Annotated in this window: 23 protein-coding genes; 18 read left to right on the top strand and 5 right to left on the bottom strand. The window is 61.3% G+C overall.

Going from position 1 to position 25,713, the window contains the following annotated elements; all coding sequences use genetic code 11:
- Positions 1-7: 7 nt before the first annotated feature.
- The 3 genes from N2599_RS12915 to N2599_RS12905 are packed head-to-tail and all read right to left on the bottom strand — an operon-like array spanning position 8 to position 4,847.
- Positions 8-544, bottom strand: a complete 537-nt coding sequence (locus N2599_RS12915; RefSeq protein ID WP_260307373.1) for a GNAT family N-acetyltransferase — start codon at positions 542-544, stop codon at positions 8-10.
- Between the two features lie 6 nt (positions 545-550).
- Positions 551-1,468 carry a response regulator transcription factor gene (locus N2599_RS12910; RefSeq protein WP_027510150.1) on the bottom strand — a complete coding sequence of 306 codons (918 nt, stop codon included), beginning with the start codon at positions 1,466-1,468 and terminating at the stop codon, positions 551-553.
- Positions 1,461-4,847, bottom strand: coding sequence for a hybrid sensor histidine kinase/response regulator (locus N2599_RS12905; RefSeq protein WP_027510151.1), 3,387 nt, complete (start codon positions 4,845-4,847; stop codon positions 1,461-1,463). Before N2599_RS12905 ends, N2599_RS12910 begins: the two co-directional genes overlap by 8 nt.
- A 180-nt stretch (positions 4,848-5,027) precedes the next feature.
- Here N2599_RS12905 and N2599_RS12900 point away from each other — a divergent pair, with 180 nt between their 5' ends.
- The 18 genes from N2599_RS12900 (at position 5,028) to ureG (ending at position 21,526) form a co-directional block, all read left to right on the top strand.
- The gene (locus N2599_RS12900) at positions 5,028-6,920 is read left to right on the top strand and encodes an acid phosphatase (RefSeq protein ID WP_027510152.1); all 1,893 of its coding nucleotides are present in this window, start codon (positions 5,028-5,030) and stop codon (positions 6,918-6,920) included.
- A gap of 317 nt (positions 6,921-7,237) precedes the next feature.
- Entirely contained in the window at positions 7,238-8,530 is a 1,293-nt protein-coding gene (urtA, locus tag N2599_RS12895; protein ID WP_027510153.1) for an urea ABC transporter substrate-binding protein, read from the top strand.
- A 119-nt stretch (positions 8,531-8,649) separates the two neighbouring features.
- Positions 8,650-10,269: an urea ABC transporter permease subunit UrtB gene (gene urtB, locus N2599_RS12890; protein ID WP_027510154.1), complete on the top strand. Its 1,620-nt coding sequence runs from the start codon at positions 8,650-8,652 to the stop codon at positions 10,267-10,269.
- Positions 10,266-11,429 (top strand): urea ABC transporter permease subunit UrtC, encoded by a 1,164-nt coding sequence (gene urtC / locus N2599_RS12885; protein ID WP_027510155.1) that lies wholly within the window; start codon positions 10,266-10,268, stop codon positions 11,427-11,429. Before urtB ends, urtC begins: the two co-directional genes overlap by 4 nt.
- Positions 11,430-11,435: 6 nt before the next feature.
- Positions 11,436-12,191 (top strand): urea ABC transporter ATP-binding protein UrtD, encoded by a 756-nt coding sequence (urtD, locus tag N2599_RS12880; protein ID WP_027510156.1) that lies wholly within the window; start codon positions 11,436-11,438, stop codon positions 12,189-12,191.
- Positions 12,192-12,307: 116 nt separating this feature from the next.
- Entirely contained in the window at positions 12,308-13,003 is a 696-nt protein-coding gene (gene urtE / locus N2599_RS12875) for an urea ABC transporter ATP-binding subunit UrtE (protein WP_027510157.1), read from the top strand.
- 162 nt (positions 13,004-13,165) lie between these two features.
- Entirely contained in the window at positions 13,166-13,987 is an 822-nt protein-coding gene (locus N2599_RS12870) for an urease accessory protein UreD (RefSeq protein WP_027510158.1), read from the top strand.
- Positions 13,988-14,008: 21 nt separating this feature from the next.
- Entirely contained in the window at positions 14,009-14,311 is a 303-nt protein-coding gene (locus tag N2599_RS12865) for an urease subunit gamma (protein ID WP_024315673.1), read from the top strand.
- Between the two features lie 10 nt (positions 14,312-14,321).
- Positions 14,322-14,576 carry a DUF1272 domain-containing protein gene (locus N2599_RS12860; protein WP_027510159.1) on the top strand — a complete coding sequence of 85 codons (255 nt, stop codon included), beginning with the start codon at positions 14,322-14,324 and terminating at the stop codon, positions 14,574-14,576.
- 11 nt (positions 14,577-14,587) lie between these two features.
- Positions 14,588-14,893 carry an urease subunit beta gene (locus N2599_RS12855; RefSeq protein WP_027510160.1) on the top strand — a complete coding sequence of 102 codons (306 nt, stop codon included), beginning with the start codon at positions 14,588-14,590 and terminating at the stop codon, positions 14,891-14,893.
- Positions 14,894-14,915: 22 nt separating this feature from the next.
- Positions 14,916-15,329 carry a lysozyme inhibitor LprI family protein gene (locus tag N2599_RS12850; RefSeq protein ID WP_027510161.1) on the top strand — a complete coding sequence of 138 codons (414 nt, stop codon included), beginning with the start codon at positions 14,916-14,918 and terminating at the stop codon, positions 15,327-15,329.
- Between the two features lie 11 nt (positions 15,330-15,340).
- Positions 15,341-15,964, top strand: coding sequence for a hypothetical protein (locus N2599_RS12845; RefSeq protein WP_027510162.1), 624 nt, complete (start codon positions 15,341-15,343; stop codon positions 15,962-15,964).
- A 3-nt stretch (positions 15,965-15,967) separates the two neighbouring features.
- Positions 15,968-17,680 carry an urease subunit alpha gene (ureC, locus tag N2599_RS12840; RefSeq protein ID WP_027510163.1) on the top strand — a complete coding sequence of 571 codons (1,713 nt, stop codon included), beginning with the start codon at positions 15,968-15,970 and terminating at the stop codon, positions 17,678-17,680.
- A gap of 29 nt (positions 17,681-17,709) precedes the next feature.
- The gene (locus N2599_RS12835) at positions 17,710-18,384 is read left to right on the top strand and encodes a TIGR02117 family protein (protein WP_027510164.1); all 675 of its coding nucleotides are present in this window, start codon (positions 17,710-17,712) and stop codon (positions 18,382-18,384) included.
- 352 nt (positions 18,385-18,736) lie between these two features.
- On the top strand, positions 18,737-19,603 hold the full coding sequence (locus N2599_RS12830; RefSeq protein ID WP_027510165.1) for a GGDEF domain-containing protein: 867 nt from the start codon (positions 18,737-18,739) through the stop codon (positions 19,601-19,603).
- Between the two features lie 79 nt (positions 19,604-19,682).
- Positions 19,683-20,162: an urease accessory protein UreE gene (ureE, locus tag N2599_RS12825; RefSeq protein ID WP_027510166.1), complete on the top strand. Its 480-nt coding sequence runs from the start codon at positions 19,683-19,685 to the stop codon at positions 20,160-20,162.
- 6 nt (positions 20,163-20,168) lie between these two features.
- On the top strand, positions 20,169-20,840 hold the full coding sequence (locus N2599_RS12820) for an urease accessory protein UreF (RefSeq protein ID WP_027510167.1): 672 nt from the start codon (positions 20,169-20,171) through the stop codon (positions 20,838-20,840).
- 74 nt (positions 20,841-20,914) lie between these two features.
- Positions 20,915-21,526, top strand: coding sequence for an urease accessory protein UreG (gene ureG, locus N2599_RS12815; RefSeq protein ID WP_027510168.1), 612 nt, complete (start codon positions 20,915-20,917; stop codon positions 21,524-21,526).
- A gap of 41 nt (positions 21,527-21,567) precedes the next feature.
- On the opposite strand, the gene N2599_RS12810 is transcribed toward ureG, so the two are convergent.
- Both N2599_RS12810 and N2599_RS12805 read right to left on the bottom strand, forming a co-directional pair.
- Complete coding sequence (locus N2599_RS12810; RefSeq protein WP_027510169.1) at positions 21,568-21,963, bottom strand: DUF930 domain-containing protein; 396 nt, start codon at positions 21,961-21,963, stop codon at positions 21,568-21,570.
- A 444-nt stretch (positions 21,964-22,407) separates the two neighbouring features.
- The gene (locus N2599_RS12805) at positions 22,408-25,713 is read right to left on the bottom strand and encodes an efflux RND transporter permease subunit (protein ID WP_027510171.1); all 3,306 of its coding nucleotides are present in this window, start codon (positions 25,711-25,713) and stop codon (positions 22,408-22,410) included.

The following is a 25,713-nucleotide window of genomic DNA, read 5'->3' as shown; positions in this document are numbered from 1 at the left end:
CAATGGCCTATGGTTCCTCTTGCATACGCGCAAAGGATTTAAGGATCACTGCCCAAGCGTGGTAAATGCTTTCCAACCCGAAGACGTGGGTGAACGCCATTGATGAATGCGTGTCGATCAGACACCGGTGCCGGGTTTTCCAGCCGGCTTGGCGATAAAGCTTCTCGGCTCGTGTTCCGGGGTCTGTTGTCAGCCAGATGCGATCATAGCCTGCATCCATCAGGGCCGAGCAGGCGCTGGCAAGAAGGGACGTTCCGATACCGCGCCTTGCGTAAGCATCATCGACAAACAGCGCCCAGATGTTTCCGTTGCACGGGTCGCCAGCGGAAAAGCCTTGGACCTCGCCATCCTGTTCCCAGACGAATATTCCCGGGTTTGCAATAAACCAACGCAGATCGTCGAGTGTAACCTTGCCGGGATCGGATAGCCGGTTTTCACTAACGCTGTTTCGGATCTCCACGATGCGGGCGATATCCCGTTCTGTGGCTTTCCGGATCATATCTCCAGCCTTTGTCGTGTCAGCGGCTGTCTCGATAAGCTGCACAGACGCTCATATCTCGTGCAGCACATGCGCTGCCTTGACCGCAGCAGACGCCCGGTTCTCGACGCCGAGCTTCACATAGATCTGCTCCAAGTGCTTGTTCACCGTGCGTGCCGACAGGCCCAATATCTCGCCGATGTCGCGGTTCGCTTTGCCCTTGGCGATCCAGAGCAGCACCTCGGATTCACGCTGGGTCAGGGAAAAATGCTGGCGAAGCACGACGTCGTCCCTGTGTTGATTGGCGGCGGTCAGGCGGAAGAGATATTCGTCAGGCCCGATGGCTCCGAGGAAGGCAAGCTGGAGCGTTGCCTGACCCGCATGCGCGATCGAGATGACGGCATCACGCCCGGCTGCGGCGCGAACCTTCATCCACTCGGCAATATGACTGGTGACGATCTCCATGCCGTCATCGCTGCCTGTCGCGGCATTGACGAGGCGGGTTGCCTGCGGCGTCGACCAGTGAACAGTGCCGTCGCCCCTGGCCGCAAGCAGATGCCGCCCGGCGGCGTCCAGAGCCACACGGGCGCTTTGCGCCGAGCGCGCATTGCGAAGGTGAACACGAATGCGGGCGCGAAGCTCATCGACATTGATCGGCTTGGTCAGATAATCGACGCCGCCGGATTCCAGCGCGTGGACGACGTGTTCTGTCTCCGTGAGGCCGGTCATGAAGATCACCGGCACCTGGCTGACCGCAGCATTGGCTTTCAGCCGCCGGCAGGTCTCGAAGCCGTCCATGGCCGGCATGACCGCATCAAGCAGGATCAGATCCGGCGTGATGCGGTCGACGATGTTCAAGGCCGCGGAGCCGGAGGTCGCGATCAGCACGGAAAAACCTGACTGTTCCAGCGCGTCTGTCAAAAAGCCCAGCGCCTCCGGTGAGTCGTCGACCAGCAGAACGATATCGCGGGGGAGGGCTGGTTCAGCCAATGGTGTCTACCTTTTCGTCGAAGCCGTGCAGGAAGGTCATGAAGCCGGCAAGGTCGAAGGCGGCGACATAGGTGCGGAGTTCATCCGTAAATGGCTGATTTGCCGCCACCTTGGCAAGGTCTGCCAGCTTTGCTTCGATGCCGCGAATATAGCCGATCTCGCCGAGGCGGAGCAATTCCTCGATATGGGCTGCACCGGGACTCTTCATCGGCGGTTGCGCCACGGGGAAGGTCGCTTGGGCGGCGTCGGCATAGAGCCACTTCAGGCCAAGATGCAGTGCCAGCTTGTCGCGAAGCTGCCTGATATCGACCGGTTTGCCGATTGCATCGCTATGACGGCCGTCGCTGCCGGCGGCGGCCGCCGCGTCTCCGATATTGGCGGAGAGCATGACGATCGGGGAGGTCTGGCCGGTTTCGCGCAGGCGCGAGACGAGCTGCCAGCCGTTCATGCCGGGCATCGAGATGTCGACGAGGAAGAGGTCCGGCTGGATGCCTTCGATCAGGGTGAGGCAATCGGGGCCGTTGCCCGCCGTCAGCACGACGAAATCGAGCGGCACCAGGATTTCCCGCATCATCTCGCGATGGTCTTCGTTGTCGTCGACCACGACAATCGTCCGGCGGGGGCCGTCGTAGCTGACGATCTTCTTTTCCTGCGGCGGAGCGATCATCTCGCGCATCACGGCCGACAGCATCAGGCGGACGCGGAAGGTCGAGCCCTTGTCCTTCTCGCTGCTCACGGAGATTTCGCCACCGAGCGTGTTGGTGAGGAGCTGCGTGATCGTCAAACCCAATCCCAACCCCGGCATGGGGCGAATATTGTCGGCCTCGCCCCGCTGGAAGGGCTCGTAGATGCGGCCTAGATCCTTTTCGGCAATGCCGCGGCCGGTGTCGGAAATGGTGAAGGTTGCAACCTGACTGCGATAGCCGACATCGAAGGTCACGCGGCCCTCGTCGGTAAACTTGATGGCGTTCGACAGCAGATTGACCAGGATTTGGCGCAAGCGCTTTTCGTCGGTGCGGACGAAGTGCGGCAGGGACGGAGAGCGGTCATGGCTGAAAGCAAGGCCCTTCGCCTGCGCCTGCGGGCGGAACATGTCGACGATCTGGTCGAGGAAATCGCGGATGTTGATTTCGTTCGAATAGACCTGCAGGCGGCCCGCCTCGATCTTGGAAATGTCGAGCAAACCGTCGATCAGGCCGGAAAGATGCTCGGCGCTGCGGCGGATAACCTTGATGGACGACTGGCGCGGCGCGGGGATGGTCTCGTCGCGCTCCAGAATCTGGGCATAGCCGAGAACGGCGTTGAGCGGCGTGCGCAGTTCGTGGCTGAGGCCGACGACATATCGGCTCTTCGCCCGGTTCGCGGCCTCTGCCGTCTCCTTGGCATTCTGAAGCGCTGCGTCAGTCTTCTTATGAGCGGCGATTTCCCTCAACAGCAGGGTATTCTGGCGCGAGGATTCCTCTTCGGCGACGACGCGGCTGTCATGCGCCAGCACGTAGAACCAGCAGACGACGCCGGCTATGACGGCAAAGACGAAGAAGACGATCAGGATGGTGCCGTTGACGACCTCCGCCGTCTCCGGCGAGGCAGAGGCGACCTGATGGGCGATCATCGCAAGGATCGCGCCGACCGCTGTCAGGGCCAGAACCACGGCGATACCATAACGTCCGAGACGGGTGGTCAGCTTCTCGACCACCGTTTCCGGCAACAGGACCTTGGCAACGGTGGCGACCTGCGTATTGAATCGCGCCTTCGGCTTGCACATGTCGTGGCAGCGGCTGTCGAGCGAGCAGCAGAGCGAGCAGATCGGCGCCGCATAGGCGGGGCACCAGGCCATGTCCTCCGGCTCGAACGGGTGCTCGCAGACGGAGCAGGTGATGTTCGTCAGGTTTTTCCAGCTGTGGCGCGGCTTGCGCGCTAGATAGAACTTCCCCTTCGTCGCCCAGGCGATCAGCGGCGAAGCCGTCAACGCGATCACCAGCGTGATGTAGGGTGCGAGCGAAGCGGCGATCACGCCGAAGGCGCCAAAATGGGCGATCAGCGCCACCGTCGCTGAAAGGCCCATGGCGCCGAGGCCGACGGGGTTGATGTCGTAGAGATGCGCGCGCTTGAACTCGATGCCGGGCGGTGCAAGGCCAAGCGGCTTGTTGATGAAGAGATCGGCCGAGATCGTGCAGAGCCAGGCCATGGCGATGATCGAGAAGATGCCCAGCGTTTCCTCGAGCAGCCCGTAGATGCCAAGTTCCATGAGAAGCAGGGCGATCGCGACGTTGAAGATCAGCCAGATGACGCGGCCGGGGTGGCTGTGGGTCAGGCGCGAGAAGAAGTTCGACCATGCGAGTGAGCCCGCATAGGCGTTCATCACGTTGATTTTCAGCTGTGAAACGACGACGAAGGCCGCCATCAGCAACAATGCGCCGTCCTGCCAGGGGATCATGTAGCCGAAAGCGGTCAGATACATCTGCGCCGGATCGGCGGCGCGGTCGACGGGCACGCCGGCGCTTAACGTCAGCACGACAAGGAAGGAGCCGGCGAGCAGCTTCGGTGCGCCGATGATCACCCAGCCGGGACCGGCCAGAAATACGGCAAGCCGATGGCGCCATTTGCGCTGCCCGTCCGGCGGCAGGAAGCGCAGGAAGTCGGCCTGTTCGCCGATCTGGGACATGAGCGCCAGGATGACGGCGGAGGCGGCGCCGAACTCGATCAGATTAAAGTCCGCAATCGTGCCAGGCGGGCCGGATGCGTGGCGGATTCCGGCAAAGGCGCGCCAGAGATCGAACTTCTCCCAGTCCGAAAAGGCGATGAAGAGGAAGGGGAGGATGTTGAGCACGATCCAGAACGGTTGGGTCAGGAGCTGGAAGCGACTGATAAGTTTTACACCGTAGGTCACCAGCGGGATCACCATGACGGCGCTGATGATATAGCCGATCCAGAGCGGGATGCCGAGCGTCAGCTCCAGCGCGCCGGACATGATCGAAGCCTCGATAGCAAAGAGCATGAAGGTGAAGCTGGCATAGATCAGCGAGGTGATCGTCGAGCCGATATAGCCGAAGCTTGCCCCGCGTGTCAGAAGATCGATGTCGACGCCGTGCCTGATCGCATAGCGGCTGATCGGCAGGCCGATCGCCAGCATGGCGATCGAGGCGACGATGATCGCGAAGAAGGCGTTGGTCGTGCCGTAGGAGAGGGTGATCGCGCCGCCGATCGCTTCGAGCGCGAGAAAGGAGATCGCGCCGATCGCCGTCTGCGAGATGCGCTGCGAGGAAAATTGCCGGGCACTCTTGGCGGTGAAGCGCAGCGCATAGTCTTCCAGCGTCTGGTTCGCGACCCAACGGTTGTATTCGCGTCTCACCGGAATGATGCGTTGGCGCGCTGCCATGCCTATTTTCTAGCGCTCTCTATAAAATGATTATTGAATAGGCAGCTTTGGCAGGAATGACGGAAAACGCAAGAGGCGCGGCGCGCAAGTTCATGGAACAGCCATATTTTTGAAACGCCTCTGTCACAACGAAATCCTACCACTCCGGAATTCCTTCCTAAAAAATACGGAAAATCCATTATGTCTGTCTTGCGCCGTTGCCGGTTGACCACCGCGCTTTTCGTTCTCCTGACCGTTGTGCCGTCGCTTGCAAGTGCCCAGTCGGCCCCGGCCTATGTCGATGCCGGCGTCACCAACAAGCGCGGCGATGCCTGCTTTTCGGCCGCAGACAGCAATGCCGCGGTGCGTCTTCTCTCAGGCTTTCTGAATATCTGGACGCCGCGCACGCCGTTCGTCGATGCGGGCGTCGAAGCGCCGGCCAAGGACAATTGCCCGGCCGTTGCCAAGACCGATTGGGACGGCATTCCCTTCAGCCCGACCGACGGCCATATCGTCAACCAGGCGGTTCACGACGCGAATATCGCCTATGTCATCAAGGTGACCCGTGCGCGCACGGCGCAGCAGGCCATCGTCGCCTATCTCGACGACCGGCGAGGTAAGAATGCCAGCATTGTCGACGGCCTTGGTCCGCTGACGGATGCCTGGAAGGCCGGGTCAAAGCAGACGACGACGATTACGGAAGTCGCCGCCGACGCGACGACAGTGAAGTACGACGACAAGGGAAACAATCGCGGGCTCGGCAGCAAAGCTGACGAGAAAACCAAGACCGATGCGAACCCGGACATGGGCCTTGCGGTCGACCTCATCAACGCCGCAAGCGGCGACGGCTCGACAGAAGCCGCCAAGCGCTATTTCAAATATGCGCGTCCCTATCGCTGGAGCAAGGATGTGGTGGTCCTCCCGACGCTTGAGCCAGCCAAGAACGGCAAGCCGGCCGAAGACGGCGGTTTCCCGAGTGGGCATGCGGCGGAAGCCTGGCGCGATGCACTCTCCATGGCCTATCTCGTGCCGCAACGCTTTCAGGAAATGCTGACGCGTGCCAGCGAAATGGGCGAGAGCCGCATACTGGCCGGTATGCATTCGCCGCTTGACGTCATGGGTGGCCGCGTTCTCGCCACCGCGACGGTCGTCTACAACCTCAATAAGCCGGAGAACGCCGCATTGAAGCGTGATGCTTACCGCCAGGCGCAGTCCTGGCTCGCCATCAAGAGCGGCGCGACGGGCGAGGCCGGTCTTGACGCCTTGTCGCATGCGGCGGTGCTTGCCAACGACCGCTTCGCAGACAGCAGCGCGAACCGCGCCTATGTGCTTGAACGCCTGACCTACGGTTTCGCGCCGGTCGACGCGACCGACCGGCCGCCGCGCGTGCCGAAGGGTGCTGAAGTGCTCCTCGAAACGCGTCTGCCCTATCTCGACGCCGAGCAGCGGCGCGCGGTGCTGGAAACCACCGAAATCGCTTCGGGCTATCCGCTGCTCGACGATACGGAAGGTTACGGCCGCCTCAACTTCTTCGCCGCCGCGGACGGCTACGGCGCGTTCGAGGATGAGGTGACGGTGACGATGGACGCAGCCAAGGGCGGTTTCAACGAGCTGGACACCTGGAGGAACGACATTCAAGGCACGGGTCGGCTCGTCAAGCGCGGCGGTGGCATCCTCGGGCTTTCCGGCGCCAACGGCTATACCGGCGGCACGGTGCTGGAGGAGGGTGCTTTGGCGGCCCTGTCGCCGGCGGCCTTCGGCAGCGGCGATCTGGTGGTCGACGGCGGTTCGCTCATCCTGGTGGCCGAAAAGCCAGTGACCGTCGGCGGCGACTATCGCCAGCGCGCCAGCGCCGTGATGAAGCCGACGCTCGGAGAAGGCGGCAAGGGCGGCCTCATCGTCAAGGGCAAGGCGGTACTTTCCGGCGAACTTCGCGTGACCCTTGCCGACGGCTATGCGCCGGCGCCGGGCACGAAGATCGAGTTCCTGAAAGCGGATGCTGTCACCGGGACTTTCGGCAAGGTGAGCGTCGAGGGCCATAAGGCAAGCGTTGCCTACGGCCCGACAGCCGTTACCTTGACGATCGACGGATAGCAGATAGAGGCATCCGCAGGGCTATCATCGCATTTAAGCGCGAAGCGCCGGATGAGGGGCTTCGCGGTATGTTCGGCCTTTCGCTTGTCGCTCAAGACGTTGCTTCGCTCCACCCCCTCATCTGCCCTGACGGGCCTCTTCTCCCCGCAGAAGAGGAAGAGGCAGAATGCCGTTCCTCCCCGATCTGCTCATTTCGCCCCCACCTCTACGTCATATTGCGTATACGGTTTTGCGCTGCAGCGCCCGATAGTCCCTCAAGCAACAGTTGATTTCAGTTTCCGGCCTGTTGCGGAACAAGAAGAGGGGAGTTCAACCAGATGAATCTCAAGTCCTATGTAACGAGTGCTGCGCTTGGCGCCGTCATGGCGGCCTCAGCCGCCTTCCACGGCGCGGTTGCCGCCGACGACACGATCAAGGTCGGCGTGCTGCATTCGCTGTCCGGCACCATGGCGATTTCCGAAACGACGCTGAAAGACGCGATGCTGATGCTCATCGACGGGCAGAACAAGAAGGGTGGCCTTCTCGGCAAGAAGCTCGAAGCGGTCGTCGTCGATCCGGCTTCCGACTGGCCGCTCTTTGCCGAAAAGGCACGCGAGCTGATCGAGAAGGACAAGGTTGCGGCCGTCTTCGGTTGCTGGACCTCGTCTTCGCGCAAGTCGGTTCTGCCGGTTTTCGAAGAGCTGAACTCGCTGCTTTTCTACCCGGTTCAGTATGAGGGCGAAGAGTCTTCGCGCAACATCTTCTACACGGGTGCTGCTCCGAACCAGCAGGCGATTCCGGCCGTCGACTACCTGATGGAAAAGGAAGGCGTCAAGCGCTTCGTGCTCGAAGGCACAGACTACGTCTATCCGCGCACGACCAACAAGATCCTGGAAGCCTACCTCGTCTCCAAGGGCATTCCGAAGGAAGACATCATCGTCAACTACACGCCGTTCGGCTTCTCCGATTGGCAAACGGAAGTTTCCAAGATCAAGGAATTCGGCTCGTCCGGCAAGAAGACCGCCGTCGTCTCCACCATCAACGGCGACGCCAACGTCCCTTTCTACAAGGAACTCGGCAACCAGGGCATCAAGGCAACCGATATCCCGGTCGTCGCCTTCTCGGTCGGCGAAGAAGAACTTGCCGGTCTCGACACCAAGCCGCTCGTCGGCCATCTCGCTGCCTGGAATTACTTCGAGTCGGTCGAAAGCCCGGCGAACAAGAAGTTCATCAAGGAGTGGCACGCCTTCACTAAGAACGACAAGCGCGTGACCAACGACCCGATGGAAGCCGCCTATATCGGCTTCAATGCCTGGGTTAAGGCCGTCCAGGCTGCCGGAACGACGGATACGGACAAGGTTCTCGACAGCATCATCGGCACCACGGTTCCGAACCTTTCCGGCGGCTATGCCACCGTCATGCCGAACCACCACATCACCAAGCCGGTGCTGATCGGTGAAATCCAGGCTGACGGTCAGTTCGAAATCGTCCAGGAAACGTCAGCCGTCGTCGGTGACGAATGGTCCGACTTCCTGCCGGACTCCAAGGACCTGATCTCCGATTGGCGCAAGCCCATGAACTGCGGCAACTTCAACGCTGCAACGGGCAAGTGCGGCGGCAAGGGCTCCTGAGTACGATCCCGATCCGTTGACTGCCTGAAGCCTTCCGTCCGGATCCCTTATCCGGGCGGAAGCTCCGTCCCGAGCGATTGCTGCCCACAAGGCCAACGACAAGCCAGGCGAGAGAGCCCATGTTTCGCGCCATCAAGATTTTCCTTCTGACGATTTGCCTCGCCCTGCCGGCATTCGCGACGGCGCTCAAGGCACAGGAAGACATTCACCCTCTCATCGATGCGCTTGGTGTTGGCGATTTCGATGCCCGCGAGGCGGCCATCAAGGCGCTCGTCGCTTCCAAGGATCCGCATGTCGGCCAAGTCCTGCAGCAGTTGAGCGACGGCCAGCTCTACGTGAATTCCGAAGAAGGCGGTCCCGTTCTCCTGCAGGGCGGCACGGATGACGAGCCGACCTATTCCGACCCTATCACCGGCGAAGCTGCCGCCGATGTCGATCCGGACTACATGTCCAAGGTGAAGATCAACAATTCCCTGCGCGGCGTGATCGCCAGCGCCGTGAGCACGCTGACGCTGCTGAGCCCGGACCGTACCGCGCGGCTCGCTGCCGCCCAAGGGTTGCTCAAGGATTCCGACCCTTCCAATCTCGATCTCCTGGACTCGGCGCTCGCCGATGAAAAGGACGCCGAGGTCAAGAACACGATGGAAGCGGCTCGTGCGGTGATGATGCTGAAAAGCGATGTCAGCGCCGGCGAGAAGAAGGCGGCGATCGATACGATCGCGGCGCGCGGCGGCCGCAACGCGCTCACCATCCTGACCACCGCGATGGAGACCGCGCCCGACGACTTGAAGGCCGGCATCGAGGCCAATATCGCCAATATCAAGCGCAATCTGGCGCTCTGGGATATCGTGCAGAACATCTGGTACGGCCTGTCGCTCGGCTCGGTACTGCTGCTCGCGGCGATCGGGCTTGCCATTACCTTCGGCGTCATGGGCGTCATCAACATGGCGCATGGCGAAATGGTGATGATCGGCGCCTACACGACCTATGTCGTGCAGGAATATATTGCATCGACCTTTCCCGGGCTCGCAACCTATTCGCTGGTGATTGCGATTCCGGCTGCGTTCCTGTTCACAGGCTTCGTCGGCCTCGTCATAGAACGCACGGTCATCCGCCATCTCTACGGCCGTCCGCTTGAAACGCTGCTGGCCACATGGGGCGTTTCGTTGATCCTGCAGCAGGCGGTCCGCACGATCTTCGGCCCGACCAACCGCGAAGTGCGCAATCCGAGCTGGATGTCCGGGGCCTTCGAACTCGGCGGGCTGTCGATCACCTGGAACCGGATGTGGATCATCGTCTTTTCGATGATCGTCTTCGTGACCCTGCTCTTGCTCCTGAAGCGCTCCGCCTTCGGCCTGCAGATGCGCGCGGTCACGCAGAACCGCCGCATGGCATCATCGATGGGCATCCGCACCGGCTGGGTCGATGCCTTCACCTTCGCGCTCGGTTCCGGTATCGCCGGCATGGCGGGCGTGGCCCTTTCGCAGATCGACAACGTCTCGCCGAACCTCGGCCAGAGCTACATCATCGACAGCTTCATGGTTGTGGTCTTCGGAGGCGTCGGCAATCTCTGGGGCACGCTGGTCGGCGCGCTGTCGCTCGGCGTCGTCAACAAGTTCCTCGAGCCCTTCGCCGGCGCTGTGCTCGGCAAGATCCTCGTGCTTGTCCTCATCATTCTCTTCATCCAGAAGCGTCCGCGCGGGCTCTTCGCACTCAAAGGAAGGGCGGTGGAAGCATGATTGCGGCCTTCCTGCTCCGGTCGCTCGACCGCAAGATTTCGATTGCCATCGCCATCCTGCTCGCGGTCGCTGTGCTGGTGCCGGTGCTCAATCTGCTGACCGGTCCGGATCACGCGCTGCATATCCCGACTTACATCATGGCGCTGTTCGGTAAGTATCTGACCTATGCGTTGCTGGCGCTGGCACTCGATCTCGTCTGGGGCTTCTGCGGCATCCTCTCGCTCGGCCATGGTGCATTCTTCGCGCTCGGCGGCTATGCGATGGGCATGTACCTGATGCGCCAGATCGGCTCGCGAGGCGTCTATGGCAATCCGATCCTGCCGGACTTCATGGTGTTCCTCAACTGGCAGGAGCTGCCGTGGTTCTGGTACGGCTTCGACCAGTTCTGGTTTGCGGCGCTGATGGTGCTGCTAGTGCCTGGCCTACTTGCCTTCGTCTTCGGCTGGTTCGCATTCCGCAGCAGAGTCAATGGCGTCTACCTCTCGATCATCACGCAGGCAATGACCTATGCGCTGCTGCTTGCCTTCTTCCGCAACGACATGGGCTTTGGTGGCAACAACGGCATGACGGATTTCAAGGAGATCCTCGGCTTCAACGTGCAGGCGGACGGCACGCGCGCCACACTCTTTGCCGCCACGGCGATCTTTCTGGCGCTCTCGCTGCTGCTTGCTTCCGCCATCGTGCGCTCAAAATTCGGCAAGGTGCTGGTCGGCGTGCGCGATGCGGAGAGCCGCACACGCTTCCTCGGCTACCGTGTCGAGCACTTCAAGCTTTTCACCTTCGTCGTATCGGCCATGATGGCGGGAATTGCGGGTGCGCTTTACGTGCCGCAGGTGGGTATCATCAACCCCGGCGAATTCGCACCGGCGAACTCCATCGAGGTCGTCATCTGGACGGCGGTCGGCGGTCGCTCGACGCTGATCGGGCCGATCATCGGCGCCATCCTGGTCAACGGCGGCAAGACCATCTTCACCGGCCTCTTCCCGGAATTCTGGCTCTTCGCCCTCGGCGGTCTCTTCGTCGCCGTGACGGTGTTCCTGCCGAAGGGGATCGTCGGCACGATCGCCCAATATCTCGGCAAGAAAAAGCCGAGGACGGAAGCAGTGCCACCCGCTCTGCAGGAAGAAGGCGTCGATGCAAAGATCCAGGCAGCGGAGTAGGCGGTTATGATCCCGGATATCAAACCCAACAGCGTGCTCTACCTCAACAATGTCTCGGTTTCCTTCGATGGCTTCAAAGCGCTGAACTCGCTTTCGATTGTGATCGAGCCCGGTGAGCTTCGCGCCATCATCGGCCCGAACGGCGCCGGCAAAACGACGATGATGGACATCATCACCGGCAAGACGCGGCCTGACGAGGGCGAGGTCTATTTCAACGGCGAGATCGATCTCACCAAAAAGGATGAAGCGGACATCGCCCAGCTCGGCATCGGCCGGAAATTCCAGAAGCCGACGGTGTTCGAAAGCCACACGGTCTGGGACAATCTGGAACTGGCGCTGAACCGTAAGCACGGCGTCTTTCCGACGCTCTTCTACCGCCTGTCTTCCGACGACAAGGTGCGCATCGAGGAAATCCTGGAAACCGTGCGATTGACGCATCGTCGCGACGAACTCGCGGCGAACCTCTCGCATGGCCAGAAGCAGTGGCTGGAGATCGGCATGCTGCTGGCGCAGGAGCCGAAGCTGCTGCTCGTCGACGAGCCGGTTGCCGGCATGACGGATGCCGAAACAGCCGAGACTGCGATACTGCTCCGGGAAATTGCCAAGACCCGCTCCGTCGTCGTCGTCGAACACGATATGGGCTTCATCCGCGATCTCGGCGTCAAGGTGACCTGCCTGGCGGAAGGCTCGGTGCTCGCGGAAGGGTCAATCGATTTCGTGAGTTCCGATCCGAAGGTGATCGAAAATTATTTGGGGCGGTGAGGGATGATCGATCTGTTTGTCGTTCGTGGGACTCTGACCACTCCCCAAGCCATCCCCACAAGGGGGAGGGGCTGGAGAGGGGATCTTGTATCCGAAAAACGCCAGGAGATGGCATCATGCTGACAGTCGAAAACGCAAATCTTTACTATGGCGCCGCTCAGGCGCTGCGCGGCATCTCCATCAAGGCGGACATGGGCAAGATCACTTGCGTGCTGGGGCGGAACGGCGTGGGGAAGAGCTCTCTTCTCCGCGCCGTCACCGGCCAGCATCCGCTGTCCGCCGGAACAGTCAGCTTCAACGATGTGGCGCTCAACGGCCTGCCGCCTTACGCGCGTGCCAAGCAGGGCATCGGCTACGTGCCGCAGGGCCGTGAAATCTTCCCGCTGCTAACCGTCAAGGAAAACCTCGAAACCGGCTTTGCTCCGCTTGGCCGCCGCGACCGCAACATCCCCGACGACATCTTCAGTCTCTTCCCGGTGCTGAAGTCGATGTTGTCCCGTCGCGGCGGCGATCTTTCTGGCGGTCAGCAGCAGCAACTGGCGATCGGGCGGGCCATGGTGACGCGGCCTAAGATCCTTGTGCTGGACGAGCCGACCGAGGGCATTCAGCCGTCGATTATCAAAGATATCGGCCGGGCCATCCGCTATCTGCGCGACTCGACCGGTATGGCAATCCTGCTCGTCGAACAGTATCTCGATTTCTGCCGCGAGCTTGCCGACTACGTCTACATCATGGACCGCGGCGAGATCGTCCAGGAGGGGTCGGCGGAGACACTGGATACGGCCGAGGCGCGCCGCCACCTGACCGTTTGAGCGGCATATGCCGCATTCCAAGGCAGCTTCCATGTTCTGACCAAGCATGCCCGCCATCGCTCCTCTAAGATCGGCAGGCGGCATAAAAATTGCTTGCTTTCAACTATTTGCCGGATTGAATGAGAACAGCCGGGCAAGCGGCGAAGGTGCCAAGGGAATGGAATGACGATCGTGGCCGCAATCATCAGACCGCAAAGGGCCGAGGGGCGGGGGCATCTGGCGGCAAAGCTGCTGGACGGGCGGGCGCGTATCCGCGAACTTTATCAGGAGGGTGCCGCCAAAATCCGCCTGCCGGAGACCTTCGATGACTCCTTGGAAGCCGTCATCATCAACACCGCCGGCGGGCTGACCGGCGGCGACCGGATGAACTGGAGCGTTGTCGCAGGACCCGGAACACGCATCGATGTGACGACGCAGGCCTGCGAGAAGATCTACAAGGCATCCGCTGGAACGGCTGAAGTCACGACGACGATTGAGGCAGGCGCTGGATCTCGTGTCGACTGGCTGCCGCAGGAGACCATCCTGTTCGATCGCGCCTCGCTATTCCGCCGCCTCGACGTCGATCTCGACGAGACGGCGGAATTCCTGGCTGTCGAGGCGATCCTGCTCGGCCGCAAGGCGATGGGCGAGGCGATGGAGACCGGGCTCTTCCGCGATCGCTGGCGCATCCGCCGGGCTGGCAGGCTGATCCATGCCGAGGAGTTGCGGCTTGACGGTGCCGTAAGCGCGCTGACTGCGCGCCAACCCATCCTCGGCGGGCAGGTGGCTTTTGCTACGTTGCTTTATACTGGTCCCCTCGCCGATAGCTATCTCGCGAAGGTGCGCCCCTTGCTCGACGACCACATGGCGGGCGCCAGCGCCTGGAACGGCAAGCTCGTCGTGCGCGCTGCAGCCGCTGACGGATTTGCCCTCAGAAAAGTCCTGATCCCGGTCATTTCCGCCTTGCGCAACGGAGCGCCTGTGCCGAAAGTCTGGAATCTCTAGTTTCAAGCAAGTGGATGGACGATGAACCTCACTCCGAGAGAAAAAGACAAGCTGCTCATCTCGATGGCGGCGATGGTGGCGCGGCGCCGGCTGGAACGCGGCGTGAAGCTCAATCATCCTGAGGCGATTGCGCTGATCACCGATTTCGTCGTGGAAGGCGCGCGTGACGGCCGGCCGGTGGCCGAGTTGATGGAAGCGGGGGCGCATGTCATCGGCCGGCATCAGGTGATGGAGGGCGTCGCCGAGATGATCCATGACGTGCAGGTGGAGGCGACTTTCCCGGACGGCACCAAGCTCGTCACCGTCCACGAACCGATTCGCTGAGGAGGCTCTGATGCTCGAACTTCGACCGAACTGCGAATGCTGTGACAAGGACCTGCCGCCGGAAAGCCGGGAGGCAATGATCTGCACCTTCGAGTGCACCTTCTGTGCCGATTGTGCGAGCGATGTGTTGCAGGGCCAATGCCCGAATTGCGGCGGCGAGTTCACCCGCCGCCCGGTGCGTCCAGCAGCCATGCTTGGCAAATATCCGGCATCGACGAAACGTGTCGTGAAAGCCGAGGGCTGCGCGCCCGTGAAGGCGGCGTGAGGAGAGATAAGATGATCCCAGGCGAAATCATTGCCGCAAGCGGCGAGATCGAACTGAACGCCGGCGCGCCGACCGTCACCATTGAAGTATCGAACACCGGCGACCGCCCCGTGCAGGTCGGCAGCCACTACCATTTTGCCGAAACGAATGCCGGCCTCTCCTTCGATCGCGACAAGGTGCAGGGCATGCGGCTCGACATCCCGGCGGGCACGGCCGTGCGTTTCGAGCCTGGCCAGACACGTTCCGTGACGCTGATCCCGCTTTCCGGCAAGCGCGAAGTTTACGGCTTCCGCCAGCTCGTGATGGGTAAGCTCTGAGAAGAAAAAACGGGAGGAATCGATGCGGTTGACCATGTATCTCGCCGGCGCCGCGGCATGCTTGATGATGGCAGGCATAACGCAGGCCCAGGAGCCGGATTGCAAGACCCCGAAGACCCAGTTCGACATGACTTTCTGCGAGCAGTCGCGATACGAGACGGCTGATGCAGCGCTGAACGAGCAGTGGAAGAAGGCGCGTGCGGCGGTCGCGGCGACCGACAAGGATCTGGACGAGAAGGATCGCGGAGCCGAGAAAGCGCTGCTAACTGCGCAACGCGCCTGGATTTCCTATCGCGATGCCCAGTGCGAGGCTTTCGGCTTCCAGGCGCGCGGCGGCACGATGGAGCCTATGCTGGTCGCGGGTTGCCTTGCCAACCTGACCGATGAACGCACCAAGCAGCTCAAAGAGCTTTCCGACGCGATGGGGCTAAGGTGAGCCGCAAGATCATGATCATCGGCAATGGGGAAATCGGTGAGACAGGTGCGGCGGCAATCGCAGCCGCGGACTTCGTCATCCGTTTCAACGAATGCCGCTCCTTTGTCGTAAGTCCCGGCCGCACCGACGTCGTGGCCGTCTGCAACACCGGGCGCCCGGCCAAGGCGATGCTGGGTTCGGACGCGTGGCGGAGCCACCCGGCCGTCACGGAAGCTTCGGAAATCTGGAGCGTCCGCGATCCCGAAAAATTTGCTGCGCTGCGTGTGCCGCTTGCCGTTTCGCATCCTGAACTCGGCGACTTCTGCGACGATTATACGAGTCAGTTCAACGCCTTCTGCGCGGAAGCTGGCAAGCAGCATGTAGTTGTTGAGAAAGTGATTCATGAAGCGGTCGATAAGGCCCTGGCGACCTTTGATCCCGCACCCTACGTCGTTCCGAGCAGCGGCATGATCGCGATTGCCGAGACCTTCAGCAGGTTTCCGAAATCCGAGATCGGCCTTGCCGGCTTCAGTCATACCGGCTGGGAGTGGCACCCCTTCGCTGCCGAAAGCCAGCTCGTCGACAGCTATATCGCAGATGGCCGGCTGACACGCTATGCAGCCGAACCGTCTCTTTCTTCCTCCCAAGGAGCCTGACATATGCCCCACAAGATTTCCCGCGCTGCCTATGCCAGCATGTTTGGTCCGACCATCGGCGACAAGGTCCGGCTTGCCGATACCGAGCTTTTCATCGAGGTCGAAAAGGATTTCACCACCTACGGTGAAGAGGTGAAGTTCGGCGGCGGCAAGGTAATCCGCGACGGCATGGGGCAGAGCCAGGTGACGCGCGCCAACGGGGCGGTCGATACCGTCATCACCAATGCGGTGATCGTCGATCATACCGGCATCGTGAAGGCCGATATCGGCCTCAAGGACGGACGGATCGTCGCGATCGGCAAGGCCGGCAATCCGGACACCCAGCCGGGCGTCAACATCATCGTCGGTCCGGGCACCGAAGCGATCGCGGGCGAGGGCAAGATCGTGACAGCCGGCGGGATGGACTGCCACATCCATTTCATCTGCCCGCAGCAGATCGAGGAAGCGCTGATGAGCGGGCTTACTTGCATGCTCGGCGGCGGCACCGGCCCCGCTCATGGTACGCTGGCGACGACCTGCACGCCAGGCCCGTGGCACCTCGCCCGGATGATCGAGGCGGCCGACGCGTTTCCGATGAACCTCGCCTTCGCCGGCAAGGGCAATGCCTCGCTGCCCGGCGCGCTTGAGGAAATGGTGCTCGCCGGCGCCACCTCGCTGAAGCTGCACGAGGACTGGGGCACGACGCCGGGCGCGATCGACTGCTGCCTGACGGTTGCCGATCAGTACGACGTGCAGGTGATGATCCACACCGACACGTTGAACGAGAGCGGCTTCGTCGAGGATACGATCGGCGCCATCAGGGGCCGCACGATCCATGCCTTCCACACGGAAGGCGCAGGCGGCGGCCACGCGCCGGACATCATCAAGATCTGCGGTCAGGCGAACGTCATTCCGTCGTCGACGAACCCGACACGGCCCTACACGGTCAACACGATCGCCGAGCACCTCGACATGCTGATGGTCTGCCATCATCTTTCGCCGTCGATCCCGGAAGACATCGCTTTTGCCGAGAGCCGCATCCGCAAAGAGACGATCGCGGCGGAAGACATTCTCCACGATATCGGCGCCTTCTCGATCATCTCGTCGGACAGCCAGGCCATGGGCCGTGTCGGCGAGGTGGCGATCCGCACCTGGCAGACGGCCGACAAGATGAAGCGCCAGCGCGGACGCTTGAAGGAAGAGAAGGGCGACAATGACAATTTCCGCGTCCGCCGTTACATCGCCAAATACACGATCAACCCGGCGATTGCGCACGGCCTTTCTCATGAGATCGGCTCCGTCGAAGTCGGCAAGCGCGCGGACCTCGTCATCTGGAATCCGGCCTTCTTCGGCGTGAAGCCGGACATGGTGCTGCTCGGCGGTTCGATCGCCGCAGCACCTATGGGCGATCCGAATGCCTCAATCCCGACACCGCAGCCGGTGCATTACCGACCGATGTTTGCCTCATACGGCAAGAGCTTGACCAACTCATCCGTCACTTTCGTTTCGCAGGCGTCGCTCGACGCTGGGCTGAAGGCCAAGCTCGGCGTCGCCAAGAAGCTCGTCGCGGTCAAGAATACCCGCGGCGGCATCTCCAAGGCGTCGATGATCCACAACAGCCTCACGCCGCATATCGAGGTCGATCCGGAGACCTACGAGGTGCGCGCCGACGGCGAACTGCTTACCTGCGAACCGGCAACCGTGCTGCCGATGGCGCAGCGTTATTTCCTGTTCTGAGAAATCGCCCAGGTGCACGGAGAATTCTGATGAAAGGGGGCGTCCGCTGGCTGTTGCGTGCTGTGGCCCCGCTGATCCTGTCGGTGGCGAGCGGGACCGTCATCCCCCGACCGCTGGTCCATCCTGTCCAGGCGTCTTCCGATGGGAATGCATCGCTGCGGCTCCTCATGCTGTCAGGCCCCATTCACACAGACATTGCCATTCCACTCGATGACAGGGCAAGGAAGGCGTTCCCTTTCCTTGAAAGCGCGGGCATTCCGGTCATGGATCCGGCGGCACAATGGCTGATTTTCGGCTGGGGCGGCCGCGCCTTCTATCTTGAAACTCCGACCTGGGGAGACCTTAAGCCGTTGCCGGTACTGCGGGCGCTAACGATCGACAGTTCCGTCCTGCACGTAGATGTCGCGGGGTATATTTCCGAAACGCATCCATCCGTTTCAGCATTCGATCTCAGCGGCAATCAGTTCGAGCGGTTGCTCGATTTCATTTCGAACAGCTTTGCAGGTCAGGTGGGCGAGGCCGTGCCGATTCCGGGTGCAGCTTACGGAATGTTCGACCGTTTCTTCGAGGCGAAAGGCTATTTCAACGCCTTGCTGGGTTGCAACACCTGGACTGCTGCCGCTCTGCGTTCCGTGGAGCTGCGGACGGGCAGGTGGAATCCTGTCCCGCAGACATTGAACTTATCTCTTGGTCTCCACAATTGAACTACCAGCCGTGTTGCCAATGGTACCGTCGCAGCTTGCTACTCTTAAAGTGAGCTATCAACCTCGCTCTTCTATCGGTTGTGAAAAACGGCAAAATATTCTGAAGAGGAAGATTGCTGCAACCCAAGTGCCTGGAACGTTTTAAAGTCCTAATGATCTTTTCTTTTCAGCCTTTTGACCTCGTTTTTGTGATTATTGATTCCTCTCCAAGCGGCCTGCCTCGAGCGCGCGAAAACATCACAACATTAAATAGCATAAACCCGTTTCAATTTTAACGATCTGCTTAAGACCCCGGCAGGAGTTGAGCACTAATCAGGTATTTCATGCGACGCCGAGCTGGAGGTCGATTCTCATGAGGAGCTGGATTTTTCTCCAGGCTGAACTTGGCAATTTTCACCATCGCGGCACGATCTTCAGTTTCGCGCTGAAGATGAGCTTTGCCGCCGTTATCCTGTCGATCCTGTTGATCCTCGTGGTGATGCCGCCGCTTGCCTTCCTTGGTGTGCTGCCGTTCACGCTCGCTCTCTCCATCAGTTACAGCATCGCGCTGTCCTGGCTCCTCAGTGGCATTGTCTGCGGTATCCTTTCGCTGATTGTCGGTCATGCCATGCATCAACTGACGGTATCGCGTGCGGCGTTCGAAAAGCTCAGCCGCACCGATACGCTGTCCGGGCTGTTGAACCGCCGTGCGTTTACGGAGGCGCTCGACAATATCGATGACCGCGCCTCGCTGGCGATCTTCGATGTCGACCGCTTCAAGGCGATCAACGACCGTTTCGGCCATGCCTGCGGCGACGCCGTCATCATCGCGGTTTCCGCAATTCTCGCCTCGGCATTCGACGGTTCTTCGGTCGTTGCGCGTCTCGGCGGCGAGGAGTTCGGCGTCATCGTTTCAGGCGGTGACGTTGAAGAGCGGCTGCAGAAGATCGAAGCCGTGAAGGCGCAGATTGCCCGACGGCCGATCGCTGCCGACGGCTGCGACATATCGATCACTATTTCGGCCGGCATTGCCGATCTTCTGCCCGGGCGCAGCAAGGAGGCCGTTTATGCGTCCGCCGACAAGGCGCTTTATCTGGCAAAGGCGCTCGGTCGCAACCGCGTCGTTCACGAGAGGAACGCCCTGAACCACGCATGGCATCATCATCTGGTCGAGGGCGGTCTCGGGGTCCAGGGCGCGGTGCCAGACTACGATGACACGCAGCGTGCCTACGGCATATAACTGTTTCGCAAAGCGCATTGGTGCTTGCGCCGCCAAGCGCTATTTTGCATGGTCGTGATCTCACAGAAACGGACATCACATGCAGCGCGTTACCTCCTACCTTCCGGCCGGAACCCCGTCTTCCAATCCCATTGGCAAGGTCGTCCTGCCACATGATCTGAGGCATCTGCGCCGTAAACTTTTGCATCTCGAAAACGGCGACATGGTCATGCTCGACCTGAAGGAACCGGTGCTGTTTTCAAGCGGCGACATGCTGGTCCTCGAGGACGGCGAACTCATCGAAATTCAGGCCGCGGACGAAAAGCTTTTCGAGATCAAGGGCCGGGACCGGCTGCATCTCATCGAGCTTGCCTGGCATCTCGGTAACCGCCATCTCGGTGCGCAGATCGAAGAGGAACGCATCCTGATCCTTCGCGACCATGTGATCCGGTCGATGCTCGAAGGGCTCGGCGCGACTGTCAGCGAAGTCACCGAGCCATTCCAGCCTGCCCGCGGCGCCTACCATTCCCATGGCAGTCACTCACATGGGCACGATCATGGCCACCACGCGCATGACTAAACCGCAATGAGCCGGAGCGGCGACCTACAGGGCTTGCTGCGTCTCATGGCATGGCTCTCGCCGGCCTTTCCGGTCGGCTCGTTCGCCTATTCCGGCGGCCTCGAGCGCGCCGTCCATGACAGGCTCGTCACCGATGCGGCCTCGCTGGACGGATGGATCGAAACACTGGTTTCCCACGGGAGCATCTGGAACGATGCCGTGCTCTTTGCAGCGAGCTGGCGGATGCAATCGGATGCAGCGGAGCTTGCGAACCTTGCCGCCTTGGCGGAGGCCTTTGCTGGGTCGCGGGAGCGCCATCAGGAGACTATGCTGCTCGGCGACGCCTTTCTGGCGGCGGCACGCGCCTGGCCCGATACCGTCTTCGATCGGCTGCCGCGGGCCGCTGCCTATCCCGTTGCCGTCGGCGCAGCCGCCAGCGCTCATGGCATAGCGCTGCAAAAGGCACTCGCGGCCTTCCTGCATGCTTATGTCTCGCAGTCAGTCTCGGCCGGCATCCGGCTCGGCGTCGCCGGACAAAAGGACGGCGTCGCCATCCTGGCGCGGTTGGAAGAGGCGATCGCCGCAACTGCGCATAGGGCCTCCTGTTCGACGCTCGACGATCTGGGTTCGGCGGCGGTTCAGGCGGATATCGCCTCGCTGCGGCACGAGACGCAGACGACGAGGCTCTTCCGCTCCTGACGGGAGTCTGCGCTATTTGCCGGTGGCAGCGCCGCTCTCTGGGCGGTATCATCTGCCGAAATGGAGTGTGACATATGAAATCGAGAAACGGACCTCTTCGCGTGGGCATCGGCGGACCTGTCGGCTCCGGAAAGACGGCGCTGACGGAGAAGCTCTGCAAGGCGTTGCGCGACGATTATTCCGTCGCCGTCGTCACCAACGACATCTACACGATCGAGGATGCCGAAGCGCTGATGCGCATGCAGGCGCTGCCGTCGGACCGTATCGTTGGCGTGGAAACCGGCGGTTGCCCGCATACGGCAATCCGCGAGGACGCGACAATCAATCTGCAGGCGATCGCCGGTCTCAATGAGCGTATTCCGGATCTCGATGTCGTTTTCATCGAGTCCGGCGGCGACAATCTGGCAGCGACGTTTTCGCCCGATCTGGCCGATATCACCATCTATGTGATCTCCGTTTGCCAAGGCGAAGAAATCCCTCGCAAGGGCGGGCCGGGCATCACAAAATCGGACCTGCTGGTGATCAACAAGAAGGACCTCGCACCCTATGTCGGCGCCGATCTTGAGGTCATGGACCGCGACGCGGCGCGCATGCGCGACAGGCGCCCGTTCGTCTTCTCCGACATGAAGCGCGGCGACGGCATCGGCCCAATCGTCAGCTTCTTGAAGGAGCAGGGCGGGCTCTGACGGTAGATTCGTCACTCAGAAAGGCCCGGGGGGCGCGAGGGTTAGTCGGCCTGGCCGTCATCCGCGGGCAGGAAACGCGTCTCCCACTCGCTTTCCGGAATTTCTTCACCAACTGAAAACTCGAATGCGACGATCTTCTCGATATCCGGAGAGGCCTCGCATTTGAATTTGATGTTGTACCAATGGCGGTTGCTTCGAAACGCGCCGCCTTCGGCTTGAAGAGTCAGGCCGGAGAGCTTCGTATCCGCCATAGCGTAAGCGACCAGGAAATCCGGCTTGAATTCGGCCTTCCATCTATGGACCTGCTCCATCGCTTCGATATTGCAGAGTTGAACAATGCGTTCGCCGGTTGCCAGCTGCCGCATGCCCTCACGTGCCCGCTTGCTTCGCGGATCGGCCAAGATCGCTGCGGAAAAGAGCTGTGTTGGCCGAACCATGGTCCTTGAATCCGGTGTTGAATCCGGAAGCGCCGGGGGCAGCAGGGTCGCCTCCTTTGCCGGCTGCTCGGGTTGGGCGCCGTCCTGCGCGCTTCGATAGCAGGCGGCTTCGTTTCCCCATCGATCGATGGAGACGTCAGAAGCTCGACGGTTATGCTTTCTTCCAACGGCGAAAGCTGCTGGCGCCCGGCTGGAACGAAGGCAAGCCCGATGACGGCGGCGATATGGAATGCGAGCGCAACCGCAGTGCTTCGCCAGGCCGTTTTGTCGTCCTTCCGAAAAGTCCCCAGGTTCTCTGCGACAATCGAAATCTGGAAGACCCGCTGCTAAAAATATCTTCGAAAAGGAAACCCGTTCACAACGGCCGTTGCGCGCAGCTTTCAATTCCAATTCCACATAAATGAGAGGCCGGGTTCGCCCCGGCCTCTAAACACTCGCGTAACCTCACTCCGCCGCAAAGGGCGGCAGGCGGACCACGTTCTTGTCGTTGGCATTGGCGCTCTTGCGCTTGCCTTCCGGATTCTCGATCGCTTCCACCCGTTCCGAGAGAGAGCCGATGGCTTCCGTCAGTTCCTCGCGGGACATTGCCAGCTCTTCCTGATCCTTCTTGCCCACGAGGCGGCCGAAGAGCCAGCGGAGCAGGAGCGAGAGATCGTCCATGATCAGGAAGAAGGACGGCACGACGACCAGCGACAGCACTGTCGAGACGATGATGCCGCCGATCACGGCGATCGCCATCGGCGCGCGGAACGAGCCGCCTTCGCCGACGCCGAGTGCCGAGGGCAGCATGCCGGCCGACATGGCGATCGAGGTCATGATGATTGGCTGGGCGCGCTTGCGGCCGGCCTCCACCATGGCTTCGACGCGCTCCATGCCCCGGCGGCGCATCTCGATGGCGAAGTCGACGAGCAGGATGGCGTTCTTCGTCACGATGCCCATCAGCATCAGGTTGCCGATCAGAACCGGCATCGAGAGCGGATTGTTGGTGATGATCAGAGCAACCGCCACGCCGCCGATAGCCAGCGGCAGCGAGAACAGGATGGTGAACGGCTGGATCACATCCTTGAAGAGCAGGATCAGGACGGCCAGAACCATCATCAGCCCCATCAGCATCGCGTTGACGAAGCTCTGCTGCATTTCCTTCTGGACCTTTGTGTCGCCGCTTTCAGCAAGCTGCACGGTCGACGGGATAGCGGTGTCCTTGACGATCTGCAGGAAGCGCGCCGATGCCGTGTCGAGAGCCACGCCTTGCGGCAGGTCGGAGCCGATGGCGACGACGCGATTGCGGTTGTTGCGCTTGACGGAGCTCGCACCTTCCGAATAGTCGATGTCAGCCACGGTCGAGAGCGGAACGATCGCGCCGCTCGCCGTCTGGATCTTCAGCGCGCGGATGGCGGCAAGATCGCGCCGCATATCGAGCGCGGTCTGAACCCGGATCGGGATCTGGCGGTCGTCGAGATTGATCTTGGCGAGCGCCGCATCAATGTCGCCGATCGTGGCGACGCGGATCGTATCGGAGATCTGCTCCGGCGTGATGCCGAGGCGGGCAGCCTGGTCCTTGCGCGGACGAACCTGCAGTTCCGGACGTGGCAGGGCGCCTTCGGCGCTGACGTTTGCCAGCAGCGGATCGGCACGCAGCTTCGATTCCAGAAGGCCGACTGCTTCGTTCAGGTCCTTCTCGTTCTTGGAGAGGAAGTTGAACGACAGGTCGCGCTCGCCGCGGTCGTTGAGCTTCAGGATTCGAACGTCCGGAATATCCTTCACCTTGGCGAAGACTTCCTTTTCGATATCCCATTGTGGACGCTCGCGGCCATGAACTTCGACCTTTGGCAGGTAGGGGCCGATGACCGGGAAGGAGCCGAAGACATCGTTGACAACCCTCTTCACCAGCGAGTGGTCCAGCTTGAAGAGCGTGAGTGTGATCGTTGCGCGGCGCAGTTCGAGATCGCCTTTGGGCGAGGCGCCGCCGAGAACGAAGACGCTTTCGACCCCGTTGATGTCCTTGACCCTGTTATAGATCGCGTTGGACGTCTGTTCGGTGTCTTCGAGCTTCGCATTCGGCGGCAACTCGACGGAGAGCACGATACGCGAGGCGTCTTCCGGCGGCAGGAAGCTGCCGGGAACCTGGGCAAGCAGCGCGACCGAGCCGACCAGGAAGCCGATCGCCGCAAACAGCGTCGCATAGCGCGACCACCAGTGGCCGGTCGTGGCACGCACGAGACGCGTATAGCCGCGGAAGAAGAGGCCGTCATTGTCGTGATGGTCGTCCTGGGCGTCCTGGGCGCGCATCAAGTAAGCCGCCATCATCGGCGTGATGAGGCGTGCCACGACGAGCGAGAAGAACACCGAGAAGGCGACCGTCAGGCCGAACTGGATGAAGTACTGGCCGGGAATGCCCGGCATGAACGACACCGGCACGAAGACGGCGATGATCGTGAACGTCGTGGCGATAACGGCGAGGCCGATTTCGTCCGCCGCTTCGATCGCAGCCCGATAAGGTGTCTTGCCCATCTTGATGTGCCGGGCGATGTTCTCGATTTCCACGATCGCATCGTCGACGAGAATACCCGTCGCGAGCGTGAGGGCGAGGAAGCTGACGAGGTTCAGCGAGAAGCCCATCAGGTCCATGATCCAGAAGGTTGGGATCGCCGACAGGGGGAGAGCGATCGCCGAAATCAGCGTCGCGCGCCAGTTCTTCAGGAACAGGAACACGACGACAACCGCCAGCAGCGCACCTTCCATCAAAGTGTGGAGGGCCGCTTCATAGTTGCCGTAGGTAAAATAGACGGAATCATTGATCAGTTCGATGCCGACATTCGGGTTTTCCGCGCGCACCTTGTCGAGGCTTTGCGCCACCGTTTCGGCGACACTGACTTCGCTGGCGCCCTTAGCACGGAAGACGCCGAAGGTAACGACGGGCGTATCGTCGAAGCGCGAGAAGGACTTCGGCTCCTGATAGGTGTCCTTGATGGCGCCGAGCTCGGCGAGCTTGACGAAGCGGCCGTTCGGCAGCGCGATCGTCGTATTGGCGAGTTCCGCGACATTGCGGGCATCGCCGAGAACGCGGATCGCCTGCTCGCTGCCGGCCACCTGACCGCGCCCGGAACCGAGGTCGACGTTGGTGCCGTGCAGCTGCTGGTTCACGCTGGCGGCGGTGATGCCGTAGGCGTTCAGCTTGTCGGGGTTGAGCTCGATGCGCACTTCGCGGTCGGCGCCGCCGTAGCGATCCACACGGCCGATGCCGGCCTGACCCTGCAGGGCGCGCTTGATCGTGTCATCGACGAACCAGGAGAGTTCCTCGAGCGTCATGTCCGGCGAGGAGACTGCGAAGGTCTGGATTGCCTGGCCTTCGACGTCGACCTTGGCGACGATCGGTTCCTCGACATTGGCCGGAAGATCGCTGCGGATGCGGTCGATCGCGTCCTTGGTGTCCTGGACTGCCTGCTCCGTCGGCACTTCCATGCGGAACATCACGTTGGTTTGTGACTGGCCGTCGGTGACCGTAGACTGGATTTCGTCGATGCCGTTGATCGAGGCGACGGCGTCTTCGATTTCCTTTGTCACCTGCATTTCGAGTTCGGCAGGCGAAGCGCCGCTCTGCGTCACGGTGATCGAGACGAGCGGCACGTCAATGTTCGGGAAGCGCGTGATCGGCAGCTTATAGAAGGACTGAATGCCGACAAAAAGCAGCAGAGCGAAAAGCAGCAGCGGCGCTACGGGATTTCGGATGGACCAGGCTGAAAAGTTCAT

Source organism: Rhizobium sullae, assembly GCF_025200715.1.
GTDB lineage: Bacteria > Pseudomonadota > Alphaproteobacteria > Rhizobiales > Rhizobiaceae > Rhizobium > Rhizobium sullae.
Note: the sequence above shows the minus strand (reverse complement) of the source record. Positions and strands in the feature narration are given on the sequence as shown.

Bases quoted from the DNA above. Each gene is read 5' to 3' on its own strand.
- N2599_RS12905 (WP_027510151.1), bottom strand. From the start codon at position 4,847: ATGGCAGCGCGCCAACGCATCATTCCGGTGAGACGCGAATACAACCGT.
- N2599_RS12900 (WP_027510152.1), top strand. From the start codon at position 5,028: ATGTCTGTCTTGCGCCGTTGCCGGTTGACCACCGCGCTTTTCGTTCTC.
- urtA (WP_027510153.1), top strand. From the start codon at position 7,238: ATGAATCTCAAGTCCTATGTAACGAGTGCTGCGCTTGGCGCCGTCATG.
- urtB (WP_027510154.1), top strand. From the start codon at position 8,650: ATGTTTCGCGCCATCAAGATTTTCCTTCTGACGATTTGCCTCGCCCTG.
- urtC (WP_027510155.1), top strand. From the start codon at position 10,266: ATGATTGCGGCCTTCCTGCTCCGGTCGCTCGACCGCAAGATTTCGATT.
- urtD (WP_027510156.1), top strand. From the start codon at position 11,436: ATGATCCCGGATATCAAACCCAACAGCGTGCTCTACCTCAACAATGTC.
- urtE (WP_027510157.1), top strand. From the start codon at position 12,308: ATGCTGACAGTCGAAAACGCAAATCTTTACTATGGCGCCGCTCAGGCG.
- N2599_RS12870 (WP_027510158.1), top strand. From the start codon at position 13,166: ATGACGATCGTGGCCGCAATCATCAGACCGCAAAGGGCCGAGGGGCGG.
- N2599_RS12865 (WP_024315673.1), top strand. From the start codon at position 14,009: ATGAACCTCACTCCGAGAGAAAAAGACAAGCTGCTCATCTCGATGGCG.
- N2599_RS12860 (WP_027510159.1), top strand. From the start codon at position 14,322: ATGCTCGAACTTCGACCGAACTGCGAATGCTGTGACAAGGACCTGCCG.
- N2599_RS12855 (WP_027510160.1), top strand. From the start codon at position 14,588: ATGATCCCAGGCGAAATCATTGCCGCAAGCGGCGAGATCGAACTGAAC.
- N2599_RS12850 (WP_027510161.1), top strand. From the start codon at position 14,916: ATGCGGTTGACCATGTATCTCGCCGGCGCCGCGGCATGCTTGATGATG.
- N2599_RS12845 (WP_027510162.1), top strand. From the start codon at position 15,341: ATGATCATCGGCAATGGGGAAATCGGTGAGACAGGTGCGGCGGCAATC.
- ureC (WP_027510163.1), top strand. From the start codon at position 15,968: ATGCCCCACAAGATTTCCCGCGCTGCCTATGCCAGCATGTTTGGTCCG.
- N2599_RS12835 (WP_027510164.1), top strand. From the start codon at position 17,710: ATGAAAGGGGGCGTCCGCTGGCTGTTGCGTGCTGTGGCCCCGCTGATC.
- N2599_RS12830 (WP_027510165.1), top strand. From the start codon at position 18,737: ATGAGGAGCTGGATTTTTCTCCAGGCTGAACTTGGCAATTTTCACCAT.
- ureE (WP_027510166.1), top strand. From the start codon at position 19,683: ATGCAGCGCGTTACCTCCTACCTTCCGGCCGGAACCCCGTCTTCCAAT.
- N2599_RS12820 (WP_027510167.1), top strand. From the start codon at position 20,169: ATGAGCCGGAGCGGCGACCTACAGGGCTTGCTGCGTCTCATGGCATGG.
- ureG (WP_027510168.1), top strand. From the start codon at position 20,915: ATGAAATCGAGAAACGGACCTCTTCGCGTGGGCATCGGCGGACCTGTC.
- N2599_RS12810 (WP_027510169.1), bottom strand. From the start codon at position 21,963: ATGGTTCGGCCAACACAGCTCTTTTCCGCAGCGATCTTGGCCGATCCG.
- N2599_RS12805 (WP_027510171.1), bottom strand. From the start codon at position 25,713: ATGAACTTTTCAGCCTGGTCCATCCGAAATCCCGTAGCGCCGCTGCTG.